Source organism: Chitinophaga rupis, assembly GCF_900109685.1.
GTDB lineage: Bacteria > Bacteroidota > Bacteroidia > Chitinophagales > Chitinophagaceae > Chitinophaga > Chitinophaga rupis.
This window is the reverse complement of sequence record NZ_FOBB01000003.1, coordinates 101,950-122,420: the sequence shown is the minus strand read 5'-3', so window position 1 is coordinate 122,420 and position 20,471 is coordinate 101,950. Positions and strand designations below refer to the sequence as shown.

Sequence of the window (20,471 nt, the reverse complement as noted above, 5' to 3'; positions counted from 1 at the left end):
AAAGCATGTTGGGGAACGGGGCTCTTGCTATTACTTATCCTGGTTGCGCATGGGCAGAACGCGGCTACGATCCGACGCCTATTGACTAACAAGTTGAAAGAGATGGAACGCAGCCAGCATTTAAGCGGGGTAGTACTTGTAGCCCGGCAGGGGCAACCCATTTTTCAGGGAGCTTATGGCTGGGCCAGCCGTGAATACAGCAGAAAAAATACAATGGCAACGAAGTTTAATCTTGCCTCCATGAACAAAATGTTTACCGGCTTGTCGATTATGCAACTGTACCAGGCTGGTAAACTTAGTCCGGAAGATAAAGTAGGTAAATACCTGCCCGGTCTTTCCAATAAGGCCATCAGAGATTCGGTTACCATTCACCAGCTGCTGACCCATACTTCAGGAGTCGGTAATTTCTGGGAAGAACATGCAGGAGCGGCCAAAGAGAAATACCGGACAGCGGCCGACTATCTGCCCCTGTTCATCAACAAACCGCTGGCCTTTACGCCGGGCGCCGGCTTCCTTTACAGTAATGGTGGATACATATTGCTTGGACTTATTATAGAAGCCGTCAGCCATCAATCCTATGATGATTATGTGAATGAACATATTTACATCCCTGCAGGCATGAAACATACGGGTGCTTATGCCCTCGATGAGATAAATATAGGACTGGCCACGGGTTACATAATGGATCCGGAACGGCCAGGGCACTGGAAGAACAATACATGGCAAAACGTAATAAAAGGTACGCCGGCAGGTGGCGGCTATTCCACCGCCCGGGACCTGCTGCAATTCTCTAATGCATTGCTGCAATATAAGCTGCTCAATAAACAATATACAGCAACCTATCTTCAGGGGCGGGTAAAATACGGCAAGGGATTTTACGGGTATGGCTTTAGCTCAGATACAATCAATGCACACCATGTCCTGGGCCACACTGGCGGACATTTCGGTATTGCCAATGAACTGATGATCTATGAAGATCTTGATTATACAGTGATCATACTTACTAATGGAGAAGTAGAAGATTATTGGGAGATCAGCAATACCATCAAAGACATGCTGACCGGGCCATCGGCCGCCACTGCAGGTTATTTTTACACAACGCGCATCGTCAGCATAATTCATGAAAAAGGACTGTCTGCGGCCTTAGATGAGTTTAGAATGAAGCCTGCCAATATACAACTACGCGAATCAGTGCTCGAGCGTTTAGGTGCAGTGGCATTATTCAACAAGCAATTCAGCGATGCGGTAAACATCTTTTTGTTCAGCATCACCTGTTTCCCCCAGTCTGCCAGCGGGTATTACAACCTTGCCGAAAGTTTTCGGCTGAAAGGCGATACGGCCCAGGCCATCAGGCAGTATGATAAGTATTTGGCTATAGAACCTGATGATCCGCAGGTAAAGCAAAAGTTGGAGCTGCTTCGACGTTAGCGGGGTACTGTAGTTTTTGGAGATCCTGTACATCCTGTACATAAGAATTGCGTATATTAGTTGCCGGGTGCTATTTTCTTTAGACACCAAGCTTTTCAAAGAGATTGCAAATAGATTGGCTGGCTTTGGCTTCCACGCTACATTTAACGATGACTGCTATTCGGGACACTCAATACTACATTATGAGACCGTTTATTTTCATTCTATTCATAACATGCTCTTTTTTACCGTTTGCTTCAATCGCACAGCAAGACAGTATTGATATTTTTATAACCAGTCAAATGAAACAACAAGGGATTGTTGGACTATCAATAGGAATTGTAAAAAGCGGGAAAGTAATTAAGGCTAAGGGCTATGGATGGGCTAATATTGAATTGAATGTTCCTGCATCCGAAAAAACTGTTTATAAGATAGGCTCCATTAGCAAACAATTCATCGCGGTTGGCATCATGAAATTGGTGCAGGAAGGCAAATTAAAAGTATCTGACCCGGTAACAAAATTCATAAAAGGCGCGCCTGTAAAATGGAATAATATTACTATCCGCCATTTACTTAACCATACTTCAGGACTACCGGTGGACCCTCCGGGCTTTGATGGAATGAAAGAGCAGGCAGATTCTGTTTATATTAAAACCGCATTTACGGATAGTTTGGCATTCCCAACAGACTCAAAATACGAGTATAGCAACTTTGGCTATTTTATATTAGCTGATATAATTAGAATTACATCCCGCTTGTCATTTCCTGAATATATGAAGAAATGTATTTTTGATGAAGGAGGTTTGAGCAATACCAGGACAACATCATTGGAAGCAATCGTTCCCGACAGAGCAGATGGGTACATAAAAAATGCGAACGATTCAATATTAAATGCACCAAACTATATTGCTTTACGTCCTAGCGGGGCTTTCCTTTCAAACATAAATGATTTATTGAAATGGGAAATGGACATGCAGCATAACAAATTGCTTACACAAAAAAATTGGGATCAAATGTGGGACGATACAATCAAAACTCCTCTTACAATGGACAATGAAGCTATCTATTATGGTTATGGCTGGATGACAAATAAAGTAAATGGGAAACCATTCATACATCACGGAGGTTCATTGCCTGGTTTTAAGTCTGTTTATTTTCGTTACATTCAGGATAAAACGGCAATAATTATTTTAACTAATTCTGAAAATACAGATGCGTATGGGATTGCATTTGGAGTAGCGGATCTATTGCAGACAGAAGACAAAAAGTAAACGGCAGCCAACAAAAAGTATCGCAATTAGCAGCGCTTAACGAAAGAACAATCTGCATTAAATCGTAATCGGCTTTAGTGTAGTACTCAATACCGTATTCTCAAGGTACTAAAAATCAATACTATTGTAAAGGGTAGTTGTCAAATTGCTGTCAGGCGTATAAAAAGCCAGAATCACAATTGGCCAACCTATACCTACATTCAAAAATGAAAAATAAAGGACTAATCATAACGACGATTGCTTTCTTCCTGACTGTTAACACGGCGTATTTCTGGGAAGGTAAGCTCGGTCTTTTTGCGATACTGGCTTTCTTGATTTTAGTACTTGTTTACTTTGGACTTGCAATAGCCTTTGTTCGAAAACTATACTTCGCCGTCAAAGAAAAGCTTGTTGACAGGACTGGTCTAATAATGCTTAGCTTAATGGCGATTGTTTTATGCTTAACATTCATTTTTCCTTTTGGAATAATCGATTTTGATAAACTGAGTGGTGACGATTTATTAGTTGCTCAAAGAGAAGGAGTTGCAAATTGTATGACTACTTTCAAGTTAAAAGACAATCATACATTCAGAGAGAAACGTGTTTGCTTTGGTGTGACTGAAATTAAGGGCAATTACAAAATTGTGCATGACACGATTTATTTTGAAAATGTTGAATTGGGCGGACACGAAGATGCCTTTTACAAATTTGCAGTCATACGACCGTCAAAATTCAATGAGGACAACAAGCAATTTGACTTAGTAAGGTTTAAAGACTTCAAGGATACGACTGGTCATGTACTGGGGATTGTAAAAAATGATTTGGGCAAACCAGCAGGCAAAATCCGAACCGCTAACACCGGTTTTGTGCAATAGCGGCTGAACGTATATAATTTAAAAAAACTTAAGCAAATGAAATATTTAAAACTGTTTCCCTTTTGCCTACCGGTATGTTTTGCTCTATTAAGTTGTGGACTAACAACATCAAGCAACAAACTTTCTTCGGATAAAATAAAGTAATTGAAAAGCAGTTTGACCGAAGATAAGATTATGTAGCATTGTGGCTATGACCCTCAAATGGGCCAAAGGTTTATAAACCCGTCCGCAAAACATTAGCACACCCATAAAACAAGAAAATCCGGAGATCAATCTCCGGCTTTTCGCCATTTGGTGCCCAGAACTGAACTTCCAGGTGGTTAAATATCAATAAGTTATAAGTAAATACTGTCAGGATTGTTAACGGCAAGCATCAAACGGCCACATTATTTGTCGCAAATAACTCTTACAATGTCGCATTTGCCTACTCTGGTTGTAAGGCGCCAAACTACCTTTGTAAAAACTAAAAAATGAGAAAGTTAAAATTACAAATGAACATTGCCCTTGACAACAAATGGGATAGCGGAATGTCCGACTTTAGTATTGAGAACCTCAATAATGTAGATTGCATTTTACATGGGCGAAAAACAGGAGAAGGATTTATTCCATATTGGACTGATGTAGCAAACAATGCAAATGACAGTGAACATAAACTTGGTAAGCGGTTCAGCGAAATTCCGAATATTATTTTTTCAAATACGCTCAAGGAAAGCAAGTGGGACAATACAACAATTCTAAAAGGCAATATTAAGGACGCAATACAAGATTTAAAAAGTCAGAATGGAAAGGACATCATTGTTTATGGCGGTGAATCATTTGTATCGTCTTTAATAGAACATAATTTGATTGACGAGTATTATTTACTTATAAATCCTGTTGCAATTGGTAGCGAACAACCAATTTTTAATCCATTGAAAAATAATTTGCAGTTGACACTTGCGAAGTGCAAACCTTTCGCTTGTGGTGTAGTTTTATTATGTTATTCAAGACAGAAATAATATTGCCTGCAAATATGCCAGCCGCTAACAGGCAGTTTGGCAATATGGCGGGGTGACGAATATATGCTCAGCTTTTTGTTCGCTATTCGGCTTCAGCTCCAGCCGGTGAATAACACCGGGCAATAGAATCAACAATGAACTTTTAGTTATAAATTTAGCTTCGGTTACGGGCTGACGATTTTCAAATACCGCCACATCGCAAGCCGTAGCCGTTAGCGGCAAGGCCTGAGTGACCGCAATCTTTTAAATTAAGATTCTTATGAGCAAGATTAAAGTAACAAATTTTACAATCTCCCTGGATGGATTCGGAGCAGGAACTAATCAAAGCATGAAGGAACCGCTGGGCATAGGAGGAGAGGAGCTTCACACATGGATGTTCCCAACAAAAAGGTTTCGTGCAATGGGCGGTAAAAATGATGGGACTGAAGGTATTGACAACGATTTTGTGGAAAAAGCATTTGAAAATGTAGGTGCATGGATTATGGGACGGAATATGTTTGGACCAATTCGTGGGAATTGGACAGATGACGAGTGGAAGGGCTGGTGGGGCGAAGATCCACCATACCATGTTCCTGTTTTTGTTTTAACGCACTATGAAAGAAAACCTGTTAAGATGAAAGGAGGCACGACATTTCATTTTGTTACCACAGGAGTAAAATCGGCATTGGAAGAAGCAAAAAAAGCAGCGGATGGAAGAGATATACGAATTGGAGGAGGGGTGTCAACTATCCGTCAATTCCTGCAAGCGGGTTATGTTGATGAAATACATCTTGCCATATCACCTCTTTTCCTCGGTTCAGGAGAACATCTATTCTCTGGCATTGATATGCTCAACCTGGGATTCAACAACATACAAAGAATAGAAGGAGAACAAGCAACGCATATCATCATAACGAAAGGCTAATGTAGGCAAGAATAACCGGGTTACAGAATATAGTATCCACTACATTAACTTTACTCATCTTCGGTTCCGGGAATCACGGAATATCAGCACAGCAGAAAGCCCGGCCATTAGTGGCAACCTAAAATTGACGCCCTAAAAATTATGAAGCAAACAATATTTATATTTTTTTTATTATCCTTTTTGGCAAAGCCAACTTCAATTCATGCTCAATCAGATGAGGTGAAATTTCTTATTGACACTACTATATCAATAATGAAAAATAATGCTGTCAATGCAAATACAGTTAATTGGGATACACTAAGAAGTAATGCATTAATGCAAGCAAAAAATATTGATAATCCATATGAACTTGGTTCAACAATGAGATATTTGTATAGATCAATCAATGATTTTCATGGTGCTTTTTTTTGGAAAGATAGTACGTTTCAATGGCGTCATGGTGAGTCCGCCATTTCAGATAGTATAATGAACGAATGGAAAAAAGGTGTAAAAAGTATTACAATGGTTCTTGACAAAAATATTGGATACTTACGAATACCATCAATGCCGGGCGGTTCAAAAGAAGATTATGACAGTAAAGCACAGATGTTAAATGACAGCCTTTGTATTTTGCTGACTAAAAATATAAAGGGAATTATACTGGATGCAAGATTAGATGGCGGCGGGGCTATGTTTCCAATGATTTTGGGTGTGAAGCAGTTGTTATCGCAAGGATTTCTTGGCTCTTTTAGAACAAAGAAAAAAGAAGATTGGTTTATTAAAAGCAATGGTTTTTTCATTGACACAACTCTTCTAACTGAAGTGAAACCTAAATGTGAGCTAAATGCTCAGAAAATTCCAGTTGTTATACTTGTTGGACCTGGCACTGGAAGTTCTGGAGAGTTCTTTCTCATGGCTTTTAAGGGTAGAAAAAACACAATTCTATTGGGTTCTCAAACTGCAGGTTGGGTTACCGTAAATACAGGCATATCAATAAACGACACAGCATTTATGAATCTTTCAATTGGATATGGTGCTGATAGAAATGGAAAAATATACAAAGAGGCTCTTGAACCAGACATAAAAATTACAAGTGTTGACAAATTCAATGATATAGCAAATGATGAAAAAGTAAAAGCCGCGATAAAATGGCTGGAATCTCACATTCAATAGGCTGCCACCAACAAAAGCATTGCTAAAAGCGTGGCTGGACGGAAGAAAATTTAGCAGGAGTAATTCGATCAGCCAATAGTCATCGCTACGTAACGCTATTGAGCATTTATTTTTATCTTCAACTTCCCCAAGATTTTAACTTGATCCCATTTCAACTTGATCCGTAATACGATAATACACCCATAAAACAAGAAAAGCCGGAGATCAATCTCCGGCTTTTCGCCATTTGGTGCCCAGAACTGGATTCGAACCAGCACGTCCTTGCGAACGCTGCGACCTGAACACAGTGCGTCTACCAATTTCGCCATCTGGGCAACCGTGTTAAGGGATGGCAAAGGTAGGCACTTTTTTAAAAATTCCAAATTTTTTGAAACAAAAATTCTACAAAAAAATTGAAATGCCCACCCCGCTTAAATTTCATCCCTTCACAAATTTTTTCTTTCCCGCTTCTTCATCTTTCAATCAACTCACAATATCATTTTCCCAGCAGAAAATTTTACGCTATCACTGAAATATCTTCAATCAAAGCCATCAACAATACCAAACTACACCGCCACATTAAACGCCCTCAGCGTATCATTCAAACTTGTCTTCAGGTCTGTTGATTCCTTGCGCTGTCCAATGATCAGCGCACAGGGAACCTGGTATTCGCCGGCCGGGAATTTCTTGGTATAACTACCGGGTATCACCACACTGCGTGCCGGTACGCGGCCTTTAAGCTCCACAGGCTCGCTGCCGGTTACGTCAATGATCTTGGTCGATTGGGTCAGCACCACGTTAGCGCCTAATACCGCTTCTTTTTCAACACGCACGCCTTCCACTACAATACAACGGGAACCTATAAAGCAGCCGTCTTCAATGATCACAGGGCTGGCCTGTAATGGCTCCAGTACGCCGCCAATACCTACGCCGCCGCTCAGGTGCACATGTTTGCCTATCTGCGCGCAGGAGCCTACCGTAGCCCAGGTATCTACCATGGTGCCTTCATCTACATACGCGCCAATGTTCACGTAAGAAGGCATCAGGATAGCGCCTTTAGCTATAAAAGCGCCGTAACGGGCAATAGCATGGGGTACCACGCGTACGCCCAGGTCTTTGAAATTACTTTTCAGCTTCATTTTATCATAGAACTCAAAAGGCGCCAGGCTAATGGTTTGCATAGGCTGAATGCAGAAGTATAGGAGTATAGCCTGTTTCACCCATTCATTTACCTGCCATCCGTCTGCCGTAGGTTCCGCTACACGTAACTTGCCTTTATCTACAGCTTCTATAACCGCCCTGATGGCGTCTTTATATTGCATGTCTTCCAGCAGGTTACGGTCGTTCCAGGCGGTCAGTATTTGTTCTTTTAGTTCCATTGTTGAAATTTTCCACAAATATAAACGCCATTTGGTTAATAGGGTAGGGCTTTGTTCCGGATGCGGCTGGTTTCAGAAAAAGAGTAGGCATCGTTCGCCTTCTCAGAGCGCGGCAGCAATTGCCTGTATCGCATTTTCTGCAGCAGCGGCGGAAGCTTCATCGTGCGCGACGGTACGCTGCTCTTTCACTTTTACAAGCAAGCCGGATATAAAGGTGCCGGCGCCTTTTTGTTTATACCGGATGGCAATCTGCCTCATTAGCTCAATGCCCTGTTGTGCCAGCGCGGGATCAGGGATGCGCCCAACAAAAACAGCAAAGCTTTGAGTGAGTTGCGCCTTATCCCGCAATGAGCCATTCAGGAGCCGGTTATACATAAAAGGCCATTGGCTTTCATCGCCGAATGAACTGTAAACCCCGGCAATAGCCTTGCTAAGCACACCAGGACTATCTTTCTCCAGGCTTTTAGCATACTGTATAGCCATAGGCGGGTTTATTTGGGCAATGGCAGTCAATGCCGCGGCCTGTACCTGGTAAGAGATGCTGGATAATGCTTTTACAAATACCGGGAGGTAAGCGCTGTCTTTCAACACAGCCAGCGTTGTGATTGCCTTGGCCTGTACAAGCGTATTGCTGTCAGATGCTGCAATACCGGCTATTAAAGGCATAACCCTGCGCTGTAAGGCCTGATCCATATTACGGATGTCTTCCTGCTTTTGGGTAAGGATAGCCAATGCTTTTTTACGGATGCCGGGAAAACGGTCTTTCAGCGCAGCTGTAATGATCTGTTGTGCAGTGTCGTTGCCCGGGGCTGCGGCCGCTGCTTCCAGCGCTTCACAGCGGTCCATGAACAGCGGCGCGTGAAAGAACTGGTGAGCGAATGCCTGCATGGTTTTATGATCCTGTTTCCGCAATACCAGTACCTTGTCCGCATCTACATTCACCAGCAGCGGTTCCTGGTTTGCTTTAAAATGAAAAGTATCTTTCCGGTTGTACAGCCAAAGCTGTTTACGCTGTTTTCCGTCTGCTGCATAAATATCCACAGCCAGGGGTAAACGGAAGGTATGCCCCGGCTGCAGCTGGTCAATGAATACGGTCGCTGTACGTGAAGCGGCATCCCATTCATAACGTATATCCAGCACAGGATGGCCTGCGCCGAAAAACCACTGGTTAAAGAACCAGTGAAGATCAATGCCGCTGGCTTCTTCCATGGCTAAACGTAATTGTGCCGCTTCAGCGTTCTTATAGGCGTTTTGAACAAGGTACAGGTGCAGTCCTTTATAGAATACATCGTTCCCGAGGTAGTTGCGCAGCATGTACAGGATGCGTCCTCCTTTCTGGTAGGTAACCGCGTTAAAGATCTCACGCGGGTGTTCAATAGCATAGTTTACCAGTGGTTTGGCGGCATTGGCAGTATCGTCCAGGTATCCCTTCAGGCCCTGGTACCAATGTTCGCCGGCTGCATCTGCCCCGTATTTGTATTCCAGCCATAACAGCTCACCCAGGTCTGCAAAAGATTCGTTCATGCAAAGATTCGCCCAGTTCTTTGCCGTCACATAATCGCCAAACCATTGGTGAAACAGCTCATGCTGTATCCCGGTGTCATAATACCGGTCCGCCAGCTGCCGGGTGGTGCCTTGTGCTGCTTCCCCGGTCATGGTAGCAGTAGTATTTTCCATTGCGCCGCTAACGTAATCGCGCACCACAATTTGTGCGTACTTGTTCCAGGGAAAATCAATACCCAGCAGCCTTGAAAAAAAATCAACGGATTCCGGGGTTTGCCCGAAAATATCCCTGGCATAAGGGGCATAGTCAGGCTCCAGGTAATAGCTGATCTCTTTTCCATGCCAATAGTCTTTGTATATCCGGAAGTCGCCCACAGCCATCATAAACAGGTAGGGCGCATGCGGTTTATCCATTTTCCAGGTATCGGTGCGGGTGCCGTTGGGATTGTTCCTTTGCGCGGCAAGATAGCCATTGGAAAGGGTAGTATATTTTGCAGGCACGGTCATGCTGATCTCCGATGTTGTGCGCTGGTTCGGGTTATCGATCGTAGGGAACCAGACAGAGGCATTCTCCGGTTCTCCCTCCGTCCATATCTGCACCGGCTTGTCCTCACTACTGTCCGGGTTAATAAAATACAATCCCTTTTCTTCCCTGCGCCGTCCTTTGAGCTCATTGGGCCTGGCGGTATAATCAATATACAGGGTATAGGCATCTGCAGGGCTGTATGGCTTGCCCAGGCTTATTGCCAGTACTGTGCCATCGTAAGAATAATGTAATGCCTGCTTGCCTTTACCGGTTACAAGGCTTACTTCCCGTATGATCATGCCTTTGGCATCCAGCCGCACGGAATCGGCGGCATAAGCATAAGACCTGAGCTTTACCCATTCCCTGCCGTACAGGTAACATTTTTTATAGTCGAAACTTACATCCAGCTTTGTATGTACCAAAGAATGGTTTTTTACCTGCCGGGCAATAGTTTGCAGGGCCGTTATGGTAAGACATAAGGCCAGAAGTATTTTTTTCATCCGTATTTATTTCAGTTGTTGTTTTTCTTTAGCCAGGGATTCCATGGCTAAGCGGTCAGGTGTGGAGTGGATCCGGGAGATGGTTTGCTCAACGGCCGGCCATTGACCGGGACTTAAACAGGCTTTGTTCATCAGCAGCTCCAGCAATTTTCTTTTTTCATTATCCCCCTGCTGCCGGTCAATATAGGATAGGATACCGTTGAACACCTGGTCTGTTAAAACTTCGTTGCGTAACAGCTGCTGAAAGTATAGTTCTGATGCCGCTGAAGATCTGAGCTGGGGTATTGCCTGTAAAAGGGCGCTATCCCCGCCGCGTTCAAATACCCTCTCCATTCTTGCTTTTGCATCATAACCGAAGGCGATCATTTCATGAATAGCTTCCGCCATATTATCCTTGCCCGGAGTATCATATGTGATCGCTCCTTTTAGATCGCTTTCAGCCGAGAATCTGGTGTCATTGTGCCGGTAACGTATATAAGCGCCGGGCGACATATGCTCAATGCGCTTTTCATCAGGTGAGAAGCTGATCCTGCCAGCGTATTGTATCCGTTCATAATCGTCATCGACCCTTACCGTAATACTCACTTTGCCCGGAACATGAGGCCCGTGCCACCAGTTCTTAAAATATACCCGGAAAAAGATCAGGCAAAAGGCTGCCAGGAAAAAAGCCAGTTTCATACATCCCTTTTTGAAAGTAAGTAATATGCCAGCAAGCCCACGGCAATGCTGCCGGCCAGCACAGCTACAGATAATAAGGTAACAGGGCCCATATAATAAATAATGGCCAGGCCCGCAGCCAGCGAAGCCAGTACACAGCCCCATTGCAGCACTGCTTTCAGGCTATTGCCCTGTTTTTGCTGCAGCAACTGCATTATCACCGTTTCAGGCGTGCCCGCAGCCAGTATCCGGGTTTTAAGCCGGTTATCCAGGTACAGCTGCACCAGCGTTACTATAAACCTGGACACTACATAAAGGGCCAGGATGATCCCGCAAATGTTTACCACATCAAATACCAGCGCCCGGTCTATGAGCGGTTCATTACTAGGTTGGGCGCTGGCTGGTATAGCAGCCAGCGATGCAGCGCTACATAATATGATCTTCTTTTTCATCATTATTATTGTTTTCATTTAAGCAGACAGCCCGCCCGTAATAAGGTTGCACGACTGCCGGAAATTTTTCATCATTTTTATTACCTGCAGCAATATAACACCAGCGGTTACCGCCAGCGCCAGGTATAACGGAAGGCCGCTTACATTGCCCAGCAGGTATTTGCCATAGGCCCCGAAAAGGAAAAAGGTAGCCGCGACGGTTACTGCAACAATACCCGCCAGCACCCAGTCAAACCACTTGCGTTCCTTCAGCATTGGCATTACAAGCTGCACCGTGTCAAACTCCGGCGCCGCATCGGGCAGGTTTGCCGTAAGGCTAAATAACAGCCTGTAATTGTCCGCAGCTATTTTACACGCCGGGCAATGCTCAATATGATCAGCAACAACGGCATCGCAGCTACGCCGGTCCATCGCATACGCCTGTAGCGTTTCTTCGTTCACATGTTCTGTATTCATAAGCTGTCTTTTTTATGTCGCAACAATATGATCTGTTTCAATTGCTTTCTGGCCCGGAAAAGATGGCTTTTCACCGTGCCTTCAGGCATGGAGGTTATATTGCATATCTCGCTGATACTCAGCTCCTCTTTATGGAACAATACAAAGATAGTTTTGTATACCGGTGGCAGCTCATCTATGGCAGCATTTATAATCCCCGACAGCTCTTTTCCCTGCAGGCTTTGTTCAGCCGCCCCGGTTTCAGGTATATGTTCATAATTTTCACCGGTAAGCAGTATTTTCTTTTTCTCAAGGAAATTAATACAGGTATGATAGGCAATATTGGCTATCCATGTAGATAGTTTTGCATCAAACCTGAAGCCACCCAGGTGACGGAATACCTTGAGGTAAATATCCTGTACCAGGTCTTTGCGGTCTTCTGCCCGGAATACCATGCGCTGTACAATTTGTGCAACAAGCCTTTCAGTACCGGTTATAATGGCGCCAAAGGCGTGTCTGTCGCCTTGCAGCACCCTTTCTACCAGTTGCCGGTCTGTTTGATGTTGTAGTTCGTTGTAGCTCACTAATAGCTGATATGACGGTTACTGCAGTATAAAGTTGCAAAACACCCGAAATTAATGCGATCTCTTACTCCACAGCCACCTCCAACAAAATTTTCCTTATTTTGGCCCCTGGTCCTTCTTAAAAAGGTACCCATCAAACCAAAACCACTAAAGTTGAACATCGCCTTCGATGCCAAACGGGCTTTTCAGAATAACACAGGACTGGGCAACTACAGCCGGTCCCTGATCAGTGCCCTGGCCACGTATTTCCCGGAACATCATTACTACCTTTTTGCGCCAAAGCAAACAGGTATGTTCAACACCACCCTGCCGGCAGTGCTTCCGCAAAAGCCCTTGCACCGCTGGTTCCGCGCTGCCTGGCGCAGCAGGTATGTGGTAGGCGACCTGCTGGCGCACAAGATAGATCTTTACCACGGCCTGAGCCACGAAATACCTTTTGGCATTCACCGCAGTGGCATAAAAAGTGTGGTTACTATGCACGACCTGATCTTTGAACGTTATCCCGGCCAGTATAATCCTATTGATGTACAAACCTATCGCCGTAAGGCAAAGTATGCCTGTGAGCAGGCCGATAGGGTAGTGGCCATCAGTGAGCAAACCAAAGCAGACCTGGTCACTTATTATCATACACCGCCGGAGAAAATAGCCGTGGTATATCAAAGCTGTGATCCCATGTTTGCCCTAGCGCACACCGGGGAGGAGCTGCAGGAAATGCGGCAGCAGTACGGCCTGCCGCCGGTGTATTTATTGTATGTAGGATCAGTGATCGAGCGTAAGAACCTGTTAGGCATAGTGCAGGCATTACGGCAGCAGCAATTAAAAATACCTTTGGTGGTATTGGGCGATGGCGGCTCCTATAAAAAGAAAGTAAAGAGCTTTATAGCCGCAAACGCTCTGCAGCAGCAGGTTATATGGTTGAATGAACAGCGCCGCCCCGCGTACACGGATCTGCCCCTGTTATATCAGGGCGCACAGGCGCTGGTCTATCCCTCCATCTTTGAAGGGTTTGGTATTCCCATCCTGGAAGCATTATGGAGCCGTACACCGGTCATAACATCGCAGGGCTCCTGCTTTGCAGAAACCGCCGGGGATGCAGCTTTGTATGTTGATCCATTGCAGCCGCAAACCATTGCCCATGCCATTACGCAGGTGCTGGAAGATGCCACGCTGGCACAGGCCATGCGTGAAAAAGGCTGGATCCACGCACAACGTTTTACTGCGGATAAATGCGCCGCCGCCATGATGGACGTTTATAAAGAAGTAAAAAGTAAAAAATAAAAAAGTAAAAGGTAAGAAGTGATCCGCTTCAAACATCTTACTTCCTATTTCAAAAACATTCAAGGAAAAATGCCTTACGAAAACGACATAACACCCGCACTGCGCGTACTCCGCGAAGGCGGCCTTATTCTATACCCAACAGATACTGTATGGGGCATTGGCTGCGATGCCACCAATGAAACCGCTGTGCAGGATATATTCACCCTCAAACAACGGGATGAAGCTAAAAGCATGGTCATACTGCTGGCCGATGTACGCGACCTCATGCAATACATTGCCCACCCGCATCCGGATCTTGCCAACATCCTCGAAGGTTTTGACCGCCCCACCACTGTTATTTATGAAGGCGCGCTGGGCCTGGCCCCGAATGTGGTGCATAAAGATGGCAGCGTGGCTATACGTATTGTACAGGATGAATTTTGCCGCCACCTTATTAAACGCCTGCGCAAACCCCTGGTATCTACCTCCGCCAACCTCAGCGGACAGCCCACCCCGGCCACTTTTGCAGCCATTGACCCGCTTATAAAGGATGGCGTAAATTATGTGGTGCAATACCGGCAGGATGATACGGAAGTAAAACCGCCCTCCCGCATTATCCGCCTGCATAATAATGGCAGTATAGATGTGATACGCGAATAAGCAGGCGCAATAATTACAAGTAACTCATTCTGAGTAGGGTTACGTGTTATTGTTCATTATTAATTCTGAATTATTAATTAAAGGAATACTTTTGCGGTTTTTATATCTTTTTCTAGTATGATCAGCAGGAAGCCTATAGACATTCCCTGTACCTTGCAGGAACGTAAAGTGTTAGAGCAGATAGCGATGGCTGCCCGGGAGCTGGGTGTGCCCTGCTACCTGATCGGCGGCTTTGTGCGTGATAAATTATTGAACCGCAATACCAAGGATATGGACGTGGTATGTGTGGGCGATGGCATTGCCCTTGCCCATAAAGTAGCGTCTATCATAGGGGAGAATGTGCCGGTGAATTTCTTTAAAACCTATGGCACCGCGCAAATAAAATGGAACGAGCTGGAAATAGAGTTTGTAGGCGCCCGTAAAGAAAGTTACCGCGATCATTCCCGTAACCCGGAAGTAGAAGCCGGTACCCTGCAGGATGATCAGCTGCGCCGCGATTTCACCATTAACGCCATGGCCGTAAGCCTTAAGGAAGATGATTACGGCAGCCTGCTGGACCCCTTCAATGGCCTGGCAGACCTGGATCAGAAGCTGATCCGCACTCCGCTGGAACCTTCGCAAACATTCAGCGATGATCCCCTGCGTATGATGCGGGCCATCCGCTTTGCCTCCCAGCTGCAGTTCACGATTCATCCTGACGCCTTTACAGCCATCCAGGAAAATGCACACCGGATCAAGATCGTATCACAGGAACGTATAACCGACGAGTTTAACAAGATCATGTTATCCACCAAGCCCTCCGTAGGGCTGGACCTGTTATACCGCGGCGGTTTAATGAAGATTATTTTTCCGCAGATGATAGACCTGGTAGGCGTGGAAATGGTGGAAGGCAAAGGGCATAAGGATAATTTTTATCATACTTTGCAGGTGGTAGATAATATCTCCCGCCATACCAAAGACCTGTGGCTGCGTTGGGCCGCGCTCCTGCACGACATTGGCAAGCCCGCTACCAAACGCTTTGAGCCGGCCCATGGCTGGACCTTTCACGGGCATGATGCGGTGGGAGGGAAGATGGTGCCCCGTATCTTTGCACGCCTGAAGCTGCCGCAGCATGAAAAAATGCGCCTGGTAAAAAAGCTGGTAGAGCTGCACTTGCGGCCCATCAGCCTCACAAAGGAAAGTATTACGGATTCGGCTATACGGCGTTTGCTGTTTGATGCCGGGGATGATATTGATGCATTGATGATGCTGTGCGAAGCAGACATCACCTCAAAGAACCGCGCAAAAGTAAAGCGCTACCTGGAGAACTTTGAGCTGGTACGGCAACGGCTAAAGGAAGTAGAGGAAAGTGACCGTATCCGCAACTGGCAGCCACCGGTAACTGGCGAAGTAATTATGGAAACATTCGGGCTGCAGCCCTGTAAGCAGGTGGGCGACCTTAAAAACGCTATCCGTGAGGCTATCCTGGACGGGGAGATCCCCAACACCTACGAAGCGGCTTACGCATTTATGCTGGAAAAAGCCGGCGCTATGGATTTGCACCCGGTTAAATAAAAGTGGTAAATTTACGTGGTTAAAGGATCGATCTTGAATCAAGCATCATTTTTGCGGCGGTAAATGCCACATTGTTACTAAAACATTACTAAAACCTATAACATATATTTGTCATGCCGGTTTTGAAATTCAGAGTTTACTGGGAAGAAGATGAAAGCGTTTACAGGGATATAGCCATAAAGCCAAATCAAACCTTTCTACAATTTCATCAGAGCATTTTACAATCTTTTGAGTTTGACACTAAACATAAAGCCACCTTTTACCGTAGCAACGATAACTGGCAGCGCGGACGTGAGATCATACTGGAAGCTGATAATGTGCCCCGCAAAGCAGAACCCCTGCTGATGTCGGATACCCCTATTGCAGCAGCTGTAAAGGCCCCTAACCAGAAGTTTATATACCTCTATGACTTTGCCAAGAACTGGACGTTCCTGGTTGAGCTGATCGGCATTTCCAAAGAGGAGAATGCCAAAATGATGTACCCCTTCTGCGTACGCAAAGAAGGCCTGGCCCCCAGCCAGTACGGCACCAAAGGCCTCATAGGCGATAAGCTGGTGGAAATGGAAGAAAAATACGATCTTAATAAAGAAGGCATGAGTGAAGATGGTTTCGGCGAAGAAGGCGAAGACGACGAAAACGCGGAGGATGATGAAGAAGAAGTAGCCGGAGACGAAGAAGCGTTTTAATTCCTCCCATGCGCACTGTCATCATCCTCTCCGGTCCTACCGCTTCCGGCAAAACCGCCCTGGCTATACGGATAGCGCAAACATTTGGAACGGCTGTTATTTCTGCGGATAGCCGTCAGTGTTACAGGGAGTTAAGCATTGGCACAGCCAAACCCTCCCCGCAGGAATTACAAACCGTTCCACATTATTTTATTGATTCCCATTCCATAAAAGAAGAAGTAAGCGCGGGTCTGTTTGAAAAACTGGCCCTGCAATACACCCAACAGATCTTTGCAAACAATGAGGTAGCAGTGATGTGCGGCGGCACAGGCCTGTACATAAAAGCCTTTTGCGAAGGCATAGATGATATGCCGCCCATCCCTGCAGCCATCCGGCAGCAAATTACCGCTCAATATGAGCAGAAAGGGCTTCCCTGGCTGCAGCAGCAGGTACAGGAGCAGGATCCCGGCTTTTATGCCAATGCAGAGATCCAAAACCCCATGCGTTTAATGCGCGCGCTGGAAGTGCTCAGGGCTACAGGCCGCTCCATTACCACCTTCAGAACGGCGCCCCGCGTACAAAGGGATTTCCGCATTATTAAAATAGGCATCACCTTACCTAAAGAGCTCCTGCATCAGAACATCCATACCCGGGTAGATCATATGATAGCCTCCGGCCTGGTAGCAGAAGTGCAGCATGTATTGCCCTACCGGCATCACAACGCTTTACAAACTGTGGGTTACCAGGAAATATTCGATCACCTGGATGGCGCCACTTCCCTGGATACCGCCATAGACCTCATTAAAACCCATACCCGCCAATACGCCAAACGCCAGCTTACCTGGTTCCGTAAAGATGCAGAGATCACCTGGTTTGATGCCCGCGACCATCACGCAGTACTGCAGCATCTCCAGCACACTGTTTAATTAATAATGAAGAATGAATAATTAATAATAGCGGATGTAGTACCACACCGGCCATCAATACTGTATACGCAAAAGCTATCCATATAAAAAAAGTCCTGCATGACAGTGCAGGACTTTTTTTATATGGAATACAATTCGTAATTAAAACTTGAACCCTATAGTCGCCGTTACATTCGCAATATTATTCTTGATCTCTGCCGGTTTGGGTGATGGTACATTCTCCTGGTTAGGCAGCACTGTGTAAGGCTGATCCTGGCGGGTATTGCTGCCATAAACCAGCGCCAGGTCAATGTACAGGCCATGGTTACGGTAGCCTACGCCACCAGTATAGTAAGTACGGGAACCATCTATACCGCTGATCTTATAGGGATTGCCATAATAGGCAAAACCTGCGCGGACAGCGAAAATATTCAGCTTCAGCTCACCGCCAACACGGAAGTTGGAAGCCGCCTGGTATGTATTATCAATAGCCTGGTTCAGCGTTTGAGAATCCGCCTGGTCATTAGGGCCGCCATTCTTCATCTTCATTTTCATGGAAGAAAAGTTCGTATACTCATAGTCCGCCGTAATGAAACCGGAAGGCTTGGTCATATCCCCGCCTGCCGGGCGAAATACATAGCTTAAGCTGGCAATACCCTTCATAGGCGTGGTAACGTTATATTTGGACTCATCGGAATAACCATTATTGGTTTCCGTTGAGTTGGCCACCTGCACGCCAAAATCCTTGGTATCGGTTACCATGCTGGTAATATAATTGTCCGTGAAAGATGCCCAGGTAGGCGATACATAGGTAAGGCCTATCCGTAAAGGCGCTACAGGCCGGTAAATAACCCCGATCTTCGTATTAAAGCCTACCCCGTCAGTGGTCAGGTCTTCCACTACATCATAGTAGTTCAGCGGGCTCTGTGTGCTGGAAGTGTTCGTTTCCCGGAAAGTGCGGGTGCTTTCATAATGGTACTGCGGAATGTTTAAGCTGCCGCCAATATAGAACTGGTCGCTGTAATTACCGCCCACAGAAAGGTTGATCTCATTGGCGCTGCCTTTGGAAAGGAAGGTGTTTTCCTGGGTAATGCCGCTGGTTACCGGAACAATGCTTTCCCAGGCGCCATCCGGCTGCCCATTGGTAGTATGGGGGCCTATCAGGCCGGTTTTATAGGCCAGGTCGGCGCCATGCGCATACTGCCCGTCGCTGCTTAGCTGGTTCGGGTCTGTAACGCCGCGCAGCTGTATCAGGTAGTTATCTGAAAAAGACGATTCTTTGTTTACGCCCCGGTAATATACCTGGTCGTTATAGTTATTGGTACGGGTAATGCCCAGGCCAATGGAAAAGTTCTCCCATTTGCTGTTGGGGTTCTTCTTACTGCCGCCAAATATAAACGCCGCACTGTTCACATACAGGTTACCCCGGTTATCGCTTCCCTTGGTACCCAGGTAAGTGCCGGTGTTCGACGAGTTCTGGAAACCCAGTGAAAAACCAGCCTCGCTGGTCTTAAAGAAAGCCACACCTGCGGGGTTAATGAACATGGAGCTGTAGTCGCCGCCCAGTGAGCCGGCCGCGCCGCCGGTAGCCAGTATGCGGGATGAACCGGTTGGATTGGTGGTGCTGTAACGCAATGCATCCGTAATGGTTTGCGCGCTCACGGCATAACAGATCCCGGTCATTGCAAAGGTCAACGCAACTTTTTTAATCATTCTTTTAACGTTTTGAGATAGTATAGCTGAATTAAAAAATACCCTGGTGTTTGATGCCAGGGTATTTGTTTTCTCTATAGGAAAGAAGGTGGTATTTAGTTTCTGGTACGGAAAGTACGGCCACCGCCTCCGCCGCCACCACCGCTGTTAGACGGTGCAGAAGGCGCGCTAAAGCTACGGCTGGGTGCACTAAAGGTACGTTGCGGAGCAGGAGAATTGTTTTCAGGAGCGGAGAAGATCCTTCTGCCGCCACCGCCGTTGTTACCCGGGTTTACGGTCGGGGTTTCGCTGGGAGAGGAGCGGAAGATCCGGCGGGGCTGGTAGCCACTGCCATTATTACCACTGGTTCTGCCACCGTTGTTAAAGCCGCCGTTATTATTCGGGCTGGAGAAGATCCTGCGCGGGCGGTAATCGCCGCTGGTATTACCATTGCTTCCAATTACACGGTTGCCGGTATAGCCGGTGCCGCCAAAGCTGTTACGGGTACGGTACCCACGGCTTGGAGCAGAATAGTAGCCGCCGCCATATGCGCCCGGGTAGTGGCCATAATAGCCGCCGCCATAATAACCACCGTAGTACGGTGAGTACCAGGGGCTATACCATGGGTTGTAAGCCCAGGGGCTGTAGCCATAACCAAAACCGCTGCCCCAGCCAAAGCCTAAGCCAATGCTGATGGAAGGACCCCAGTAGCTGCCATAGTAGGGGGAGCCAAAGCCACCGCCCCAGTAGCTGTAAGGACTATAACCATAGCCAAAACCGCTGCCGTAATAATTGTTCATGTAAATATTGGGAGCGCCATCGTTATAGTAGGAACCACTGTAAGATGGGTTGTTGAAACGGTCTAACCTGCGTGCATAATCTCCCTGGTCTTCATCATCGTAGGTAACATAGGTACCGTCCTGGTCATCGGCAGCCGCTACGCTCGTTTGTCCCTGGTTCTGCCTGTTGTTGCTGTTGGACGCATAGGTCTTTTCGGACTTGGGTGAGTAGTAAACATCATCCGGGGTACGGGCGGACTTATACGCGGTAGAACAGCTGCTCAATATAAGCAAAGCGGCTCCGGCTGCATATAGTGTGGATTTCATTTTGAAACTGATTTAATCAACAAATTATATA

Annotated in this window: 19 protein-coding genes and 1 tRNA gene; 11 read left to right on the top strand and 9 right to left on the bottom strand. The window is 46.0% G+C overall.

Annotated features, from left to right (window positions below; all coding sequences use genetic code 11):
• Positions 1 to 102 precede the first annotated feature (102 nt).
• The 6 genes from BMZ54_RS13605 to BMZ54_RS13580 all read left to right on the top strand — a co-directional run bounded on the left by BMZ54_RS13605 (position 103) and on the right by BMZ54_RS13580 (position 6,586).
• Complete coding sequence (locus BMZ54_RS13605; RefSeq protein ID WP_162277533.1) at positions 103 to 1,428, top strand: serine hydrolase; 1,326 nt, start codon at positions 103 to 105, stop codon at positions 1,426 to 1,428.
• 182 nt (positions 1,429 to 1,610) lie between these two features.
• Positions 1,611 to 2,678, top strand: coding sequence for a serine hydrolase domain-containing protein (locus BMZ54_RS13600; protein WP_162277532.1), 1,068 nt, complete (start codon positions 1,611 to 1,613; stop codon positions 2,676 to 2,678).
• A gap of 206 nt (positions 2,679 to 2,884) precedes the next feature.
• Complete coding sequence (locus BMZ54_RS13595) at positions 2,885 to 3,532, top strand: hypothetical protein (RefSeq protein WP_089912252.1); 648 nt, start codon at positions 2,885 to 2,887, stop codon at positions 3,530 to 3,532.
• 470 nt (positions 3,533 to 4,002) lie between these two features.
• Positions 4,003 to 4,530, top strand: coding sequence for a dihydrofolate reductase family protein (locus tag BMZ54_RS13590; RefSeq protein ID WP_089912249.1), 528 nt, complete (start codon positions 4,003 to 4,005; stop codon positions 4,528 to 4,530).
• A gap of 259 nt (positions 4,531 to 4,789) precedes the next feature.
• The gene (locus BMZ54_RS13585; RefSeq protein WP_089912246.1) at positions 4,790 to 5,434 is read left to right on the top strand and encodes a dihydrofolate reductase family protein; all 645 of its coding nucleotides are present in this window, start codon (positions 4,790 to 4,792) and stop codon (positions 5,432 to 5,434) included.
• 141 nt (positions 5,435 to 5,575) lie between these two features.
• Positions 5,576 to 6,586 carry a S41 family peptidase gene (locus BMZ54_RS13580; RefSeq protein ID WP_089912244.1) on the top strand — a complete coding sequence of 337 codons (1,011 nt, stop codon included), beginning with the start codon at positions 5,576 to 5,578 and terminating at the stop codon, positions 6,584 to 6,586.
• A gap of 227 nt (positions 6,587 to 6,813) precedes the next feature.
• Here BMZ54_RS13580 and BMZ54_RS13575 read toward each other — a convergent pair.
• The 7 genes from BMZ54_RS13575 to BMZ54_RS13540 form a co-directional block, all read right to left on the bottom strand.
• Positions 6,814 to 6,900 (bottom strand) — tRNA-Leu (locus BMZ54_RS13575).
• A gap of 231 nt (positions 6,901 to 7,131) precedes the next feature.
• Entirely contained in the window at positions 7,132 to 7,944 is an 813-nt protein-coding gene (locus tag BMZ54_RS13565; RefSeq protein WP_089912239.1) for a 2,3,4,5-tetrahydropyridine-2,6-dicarboxylate N-succinyltransferase, read from the bottom strand.
• Between the two features lie 102 nt (positions 7,945 to 8,046).
• Positions 8,047 to 10,473, bottom strand: coding sequence for a M1 family metallopeptidase (locus BMZ54_RS13560; protein WP_089912236.1), 2,427 nt, complete (start codon positions 10,471 to 10,473; stop codon positions 8,047 to 8,049).
• A gap of 6 nt (positions 10,474 to 10,479) precedes the next feature.
• Positions 10,480 to 11,151, bottom strand: a complete 672-nt coding sequence (locus BMZ54_RS13555) for a hypothetical protein (RefSeq protein WP_089912233.1) — start codon at positions 11,149 to 11,151, stop codon at positions 10,480 to 10,482.
• The gene (locus BMZ54_RS13550) at positions 11,148 to 11,585 is read right to left on the bottom strand and encodes a hypothetical protein (protein WP_089912230.1); all 438 of its coding nucleotides are present in this window, start codon (positions 11,583 to 11,585) and stop codon (positions 11,148 to 11,150) included. The genes BMZ54_RS13555 and BMZ54_RS13550 overlap by 4 nt, the downstream gene beginning before the upstream one ends.
• Before the next feature lie 15 nt (positions 11,586 to 11,600).
• Positions 11,601 to 12,038: an anti-sigma factor gene (locus BMZ54_RS13545; protein WP_089912227.1), complete on the bottom strand. Its 438-nt coding sequence runs from the start codon at positions 12,036 to 12,038 to the stop codon at positions 11,601 to 11,603.
• Positions 12,035 to 12,601, bottom strand: coding sequence for an RNA polymerase sigma factor (locus BMZ54_RS13540; RefSeq protein ID WP_089912225.1), 567 nt, complete (start codon positions 12,599 to 12,601; stop codon positions 12,035 to 12,037). Before BMZ54_RS13540 ends, BMZ54_RS13545 begins: the two co-directional genes overlap by 4 nt.
• Before the next feature lie 153 nt (positions 12,602 to 12,754).
• On the opposite strand from BMZ54_RS13540, the gene BMZ54_RS13535 reads away from it, so the two are divergent.
• The 5 genes from BMZ54_RS13535 (at position 12,755) to miaA (ending at position 17,663) form a co-directional block, all read left to right on the top strand.
• Entirely contained in the window at positions 12,755 to 13,879 is a 1,125-nt protein-coding gene (locus BMZ54_RS13535; protein WP_089912223.1) for a glycosyltransferase family 4 protein, read from the top strand.
• 69 nt (positions 13,880 to 13,948) lie between these two features.
• A complete protein-coding gene (locus BMZ54_RS13530; protein WP_089912218.1) occupies positions 13,949 to 14,518 on the top strand; it encodes an L-threonylcarbamoyladenylate synthase in 570 nt (189 codons plus the stop codon).
• 117 nt (positions 14,519 to 14,635) lie between these two features.
• Positions 14,636 to 16,072, top strand: a complete 1,437-nt coding sequence (locus tag BMZ54_RS13525; protein WP_089912215.1) for a CCA tRNA nucleotidyltransferase — start codon at positions 14,636 to 14,638, stop codon at positions 16,070 to 16,072.
• A gap of 113 nt (positions 16,073 to 16,185) precedes the next feature.
• Positions 16,186 to 16,758, top strand: a complete 573-nt coding sequence (locus tag BMZ54_RS13520) for an IS1096 element passenger TnpR family protein (protein WP_089912212.1) — start codon at positions 16,186 to 16,188, stop codon at positions 16,756 to 16,758.
• An 8-nt stretch (positions 16,759 to 16,766) separates the two neighbouring features.
• Positions 16,767 to 17,663 (top strand): tRNA (adenosine(37)-N6)-dimethylallyltransferase MiaA, encoded by an 897-nt coding sequence (gene miaA / locus BMZ54_RS13515; RefSeq protein ID WP_089912208.1) that lies wholly within the window; start codon positions 16,767 to 16,769, stop codon positions 17,661 to 17,663.
• A gap of 141 nt (positions 17,664 to 17,804) precedes the next feature.
• Here miaA and BMZ54_RS13510 read toward each other — a convergent pair whose 3' ends face one another.
• Positions 17,805 to 19,355: an OmpP1/FadL family transporter gene (locus BMZ54_RS13510; RefSeq protein ID WP_143081007.1), complete on the bottom strand. Its 1,551-nt coding sequence runs from the start codon at positions 19,353 to 19,355 to the stop codon at positions 17,805 to 17,807.
• A 95-nt stretch (positions 19,356 to 19,450) separates the two neighbouring features.
• The gene (locus BMZ54_RS13505) at positions 19,451 to 20,440 is read right to left on the bottom strand and encodes a hypothetical protein (RefSeq protein WP_089912202.1); all 990 of its coding nucleotides are present in this window, start codon (positions 20,438 to 20,440) and stop codon (positions 19,451 to 19,453) included.
• Positions 20,441 to 20,471 lie beyond the last annotated feature (31 nt).

Bases quoted from the DNA above. Each gene is read 5' to 3' on its own strand.
- BMZ54_RS13605 (WP_162277533.1), top strand. From the start codon at position 103: ATGGAACGCAGCCAGCATTTAAGCGGGGTAGTACTTGTAGCCCGGCAG.
- BMZ54_RS13600 (WP_162277532.1), top strand. From the start codon at position 1,611: ATGAGACCGTTTATTTTCATTCTATTCATAACATGCTCTTTTTTACCG.
- BMZ54_RS13595 (WP_089912252.1), top strand. From the start codon at position 2,885: ATGAAAAATAAAGGACTAATCATAACGACGATTGCTTTCTTCCTGACT.
- BMZ54_RS13590 (WP_089912249.1), top strand. From the start codon at position 4,003: ATGAGAAAGTTAAAATTACAAATGAACATTGCCCTTGACAACAAATGG.
- BMZ54_RS13585 (WP_089912246.1), top strand. From the start codon at position 4,790: ATGAGCAAGATTAAAGTAACAAATTTTACAATCTCCCTGGATGGATTC.
- BMZ54_RS13580 (WP_089912244.1), top strand. From the start codon at position 5,576: ATGAAGCAAACAATATTTATATTTTTTTTATTATCCTTTTTGGCAAAG.
- BMZ54_RS13565 (WP_089912239.1), bottom strand. From the start codon at position 7,944: ATGGAACTAAAAGAACAAATACTGACCGCCTGGAACGACCGTAACCTG.
- BMZ54_RS13560 (WP_089912236.1), bottom strand. From the start codon at position 10,473: ATGAAAAAAATACTTCTGGCCTTATGTCTTACCATAACGGCCCTGCAA.
- BMZ54_RS13555 (WP_089912233.1), bottom strand. From the start codon at position 11,151: ATGAAACTGGCTTTTTTCCTGGCAGCCTTTTGCCTGATCTTTTTCCGG.
- BMZ54_RS13550 (WP_089912230.1), bottom strand. From the start codon at position 11,585: ATGATGAAAAAGAAGATCATATTATGTAGCGCTGCATCGCTGGCTGCT.
- BMZ54_RS13545 (WP_089912227.1), bottom strand. From the start codon at position 12,038: ATGAATACAGAACATGTGAACGAAGAAACGCTACAGGCGTATGCGATG.
- BMZ54_RS13530 (WP_089912218.1), top strand. From the start codon at position 13,949: ATGCCTTACGAAAACGACATAACACCCGCACTGCGCGTACTCCGCGAA.
- BMZ54_RS13525 (WP_089912215.1), top strand. From the start codon at position 14,636: ATGATCAGCAGGAAGCCTATAGACATTCCCTGTACCTTGCAGGAACGT.
- BMZ54_RS13520 (WP_089912212.1), top strand. From the start codon at position 16,186: ATGCCGGTTTTGAAATTCAGAGTTTACTGGGAAGAAGATGAAAGCGTT.
- miaA (WP_089912208.1), top strand. From the start codon at position 16,767: ATGCGCACTGTCATCATCCTCTCCGGTCCTACCGCTTCCGGCAAAACC.
- BMZ54_RS13510 (WP_143081007.1), bottom strand. From the start codon at position 19,355: ATGATTAAAAAAGTTGCGTTGACCTTTGCAATGACCGGGATCTGTTAT.
- BMZ54_RS13505 (WP_089912202.1), bottom strand. From the start codon at position 20,440: ATGAAATCCACACTATATGCAGCCGGAGCCGCTTTGCTTATATTGAGC.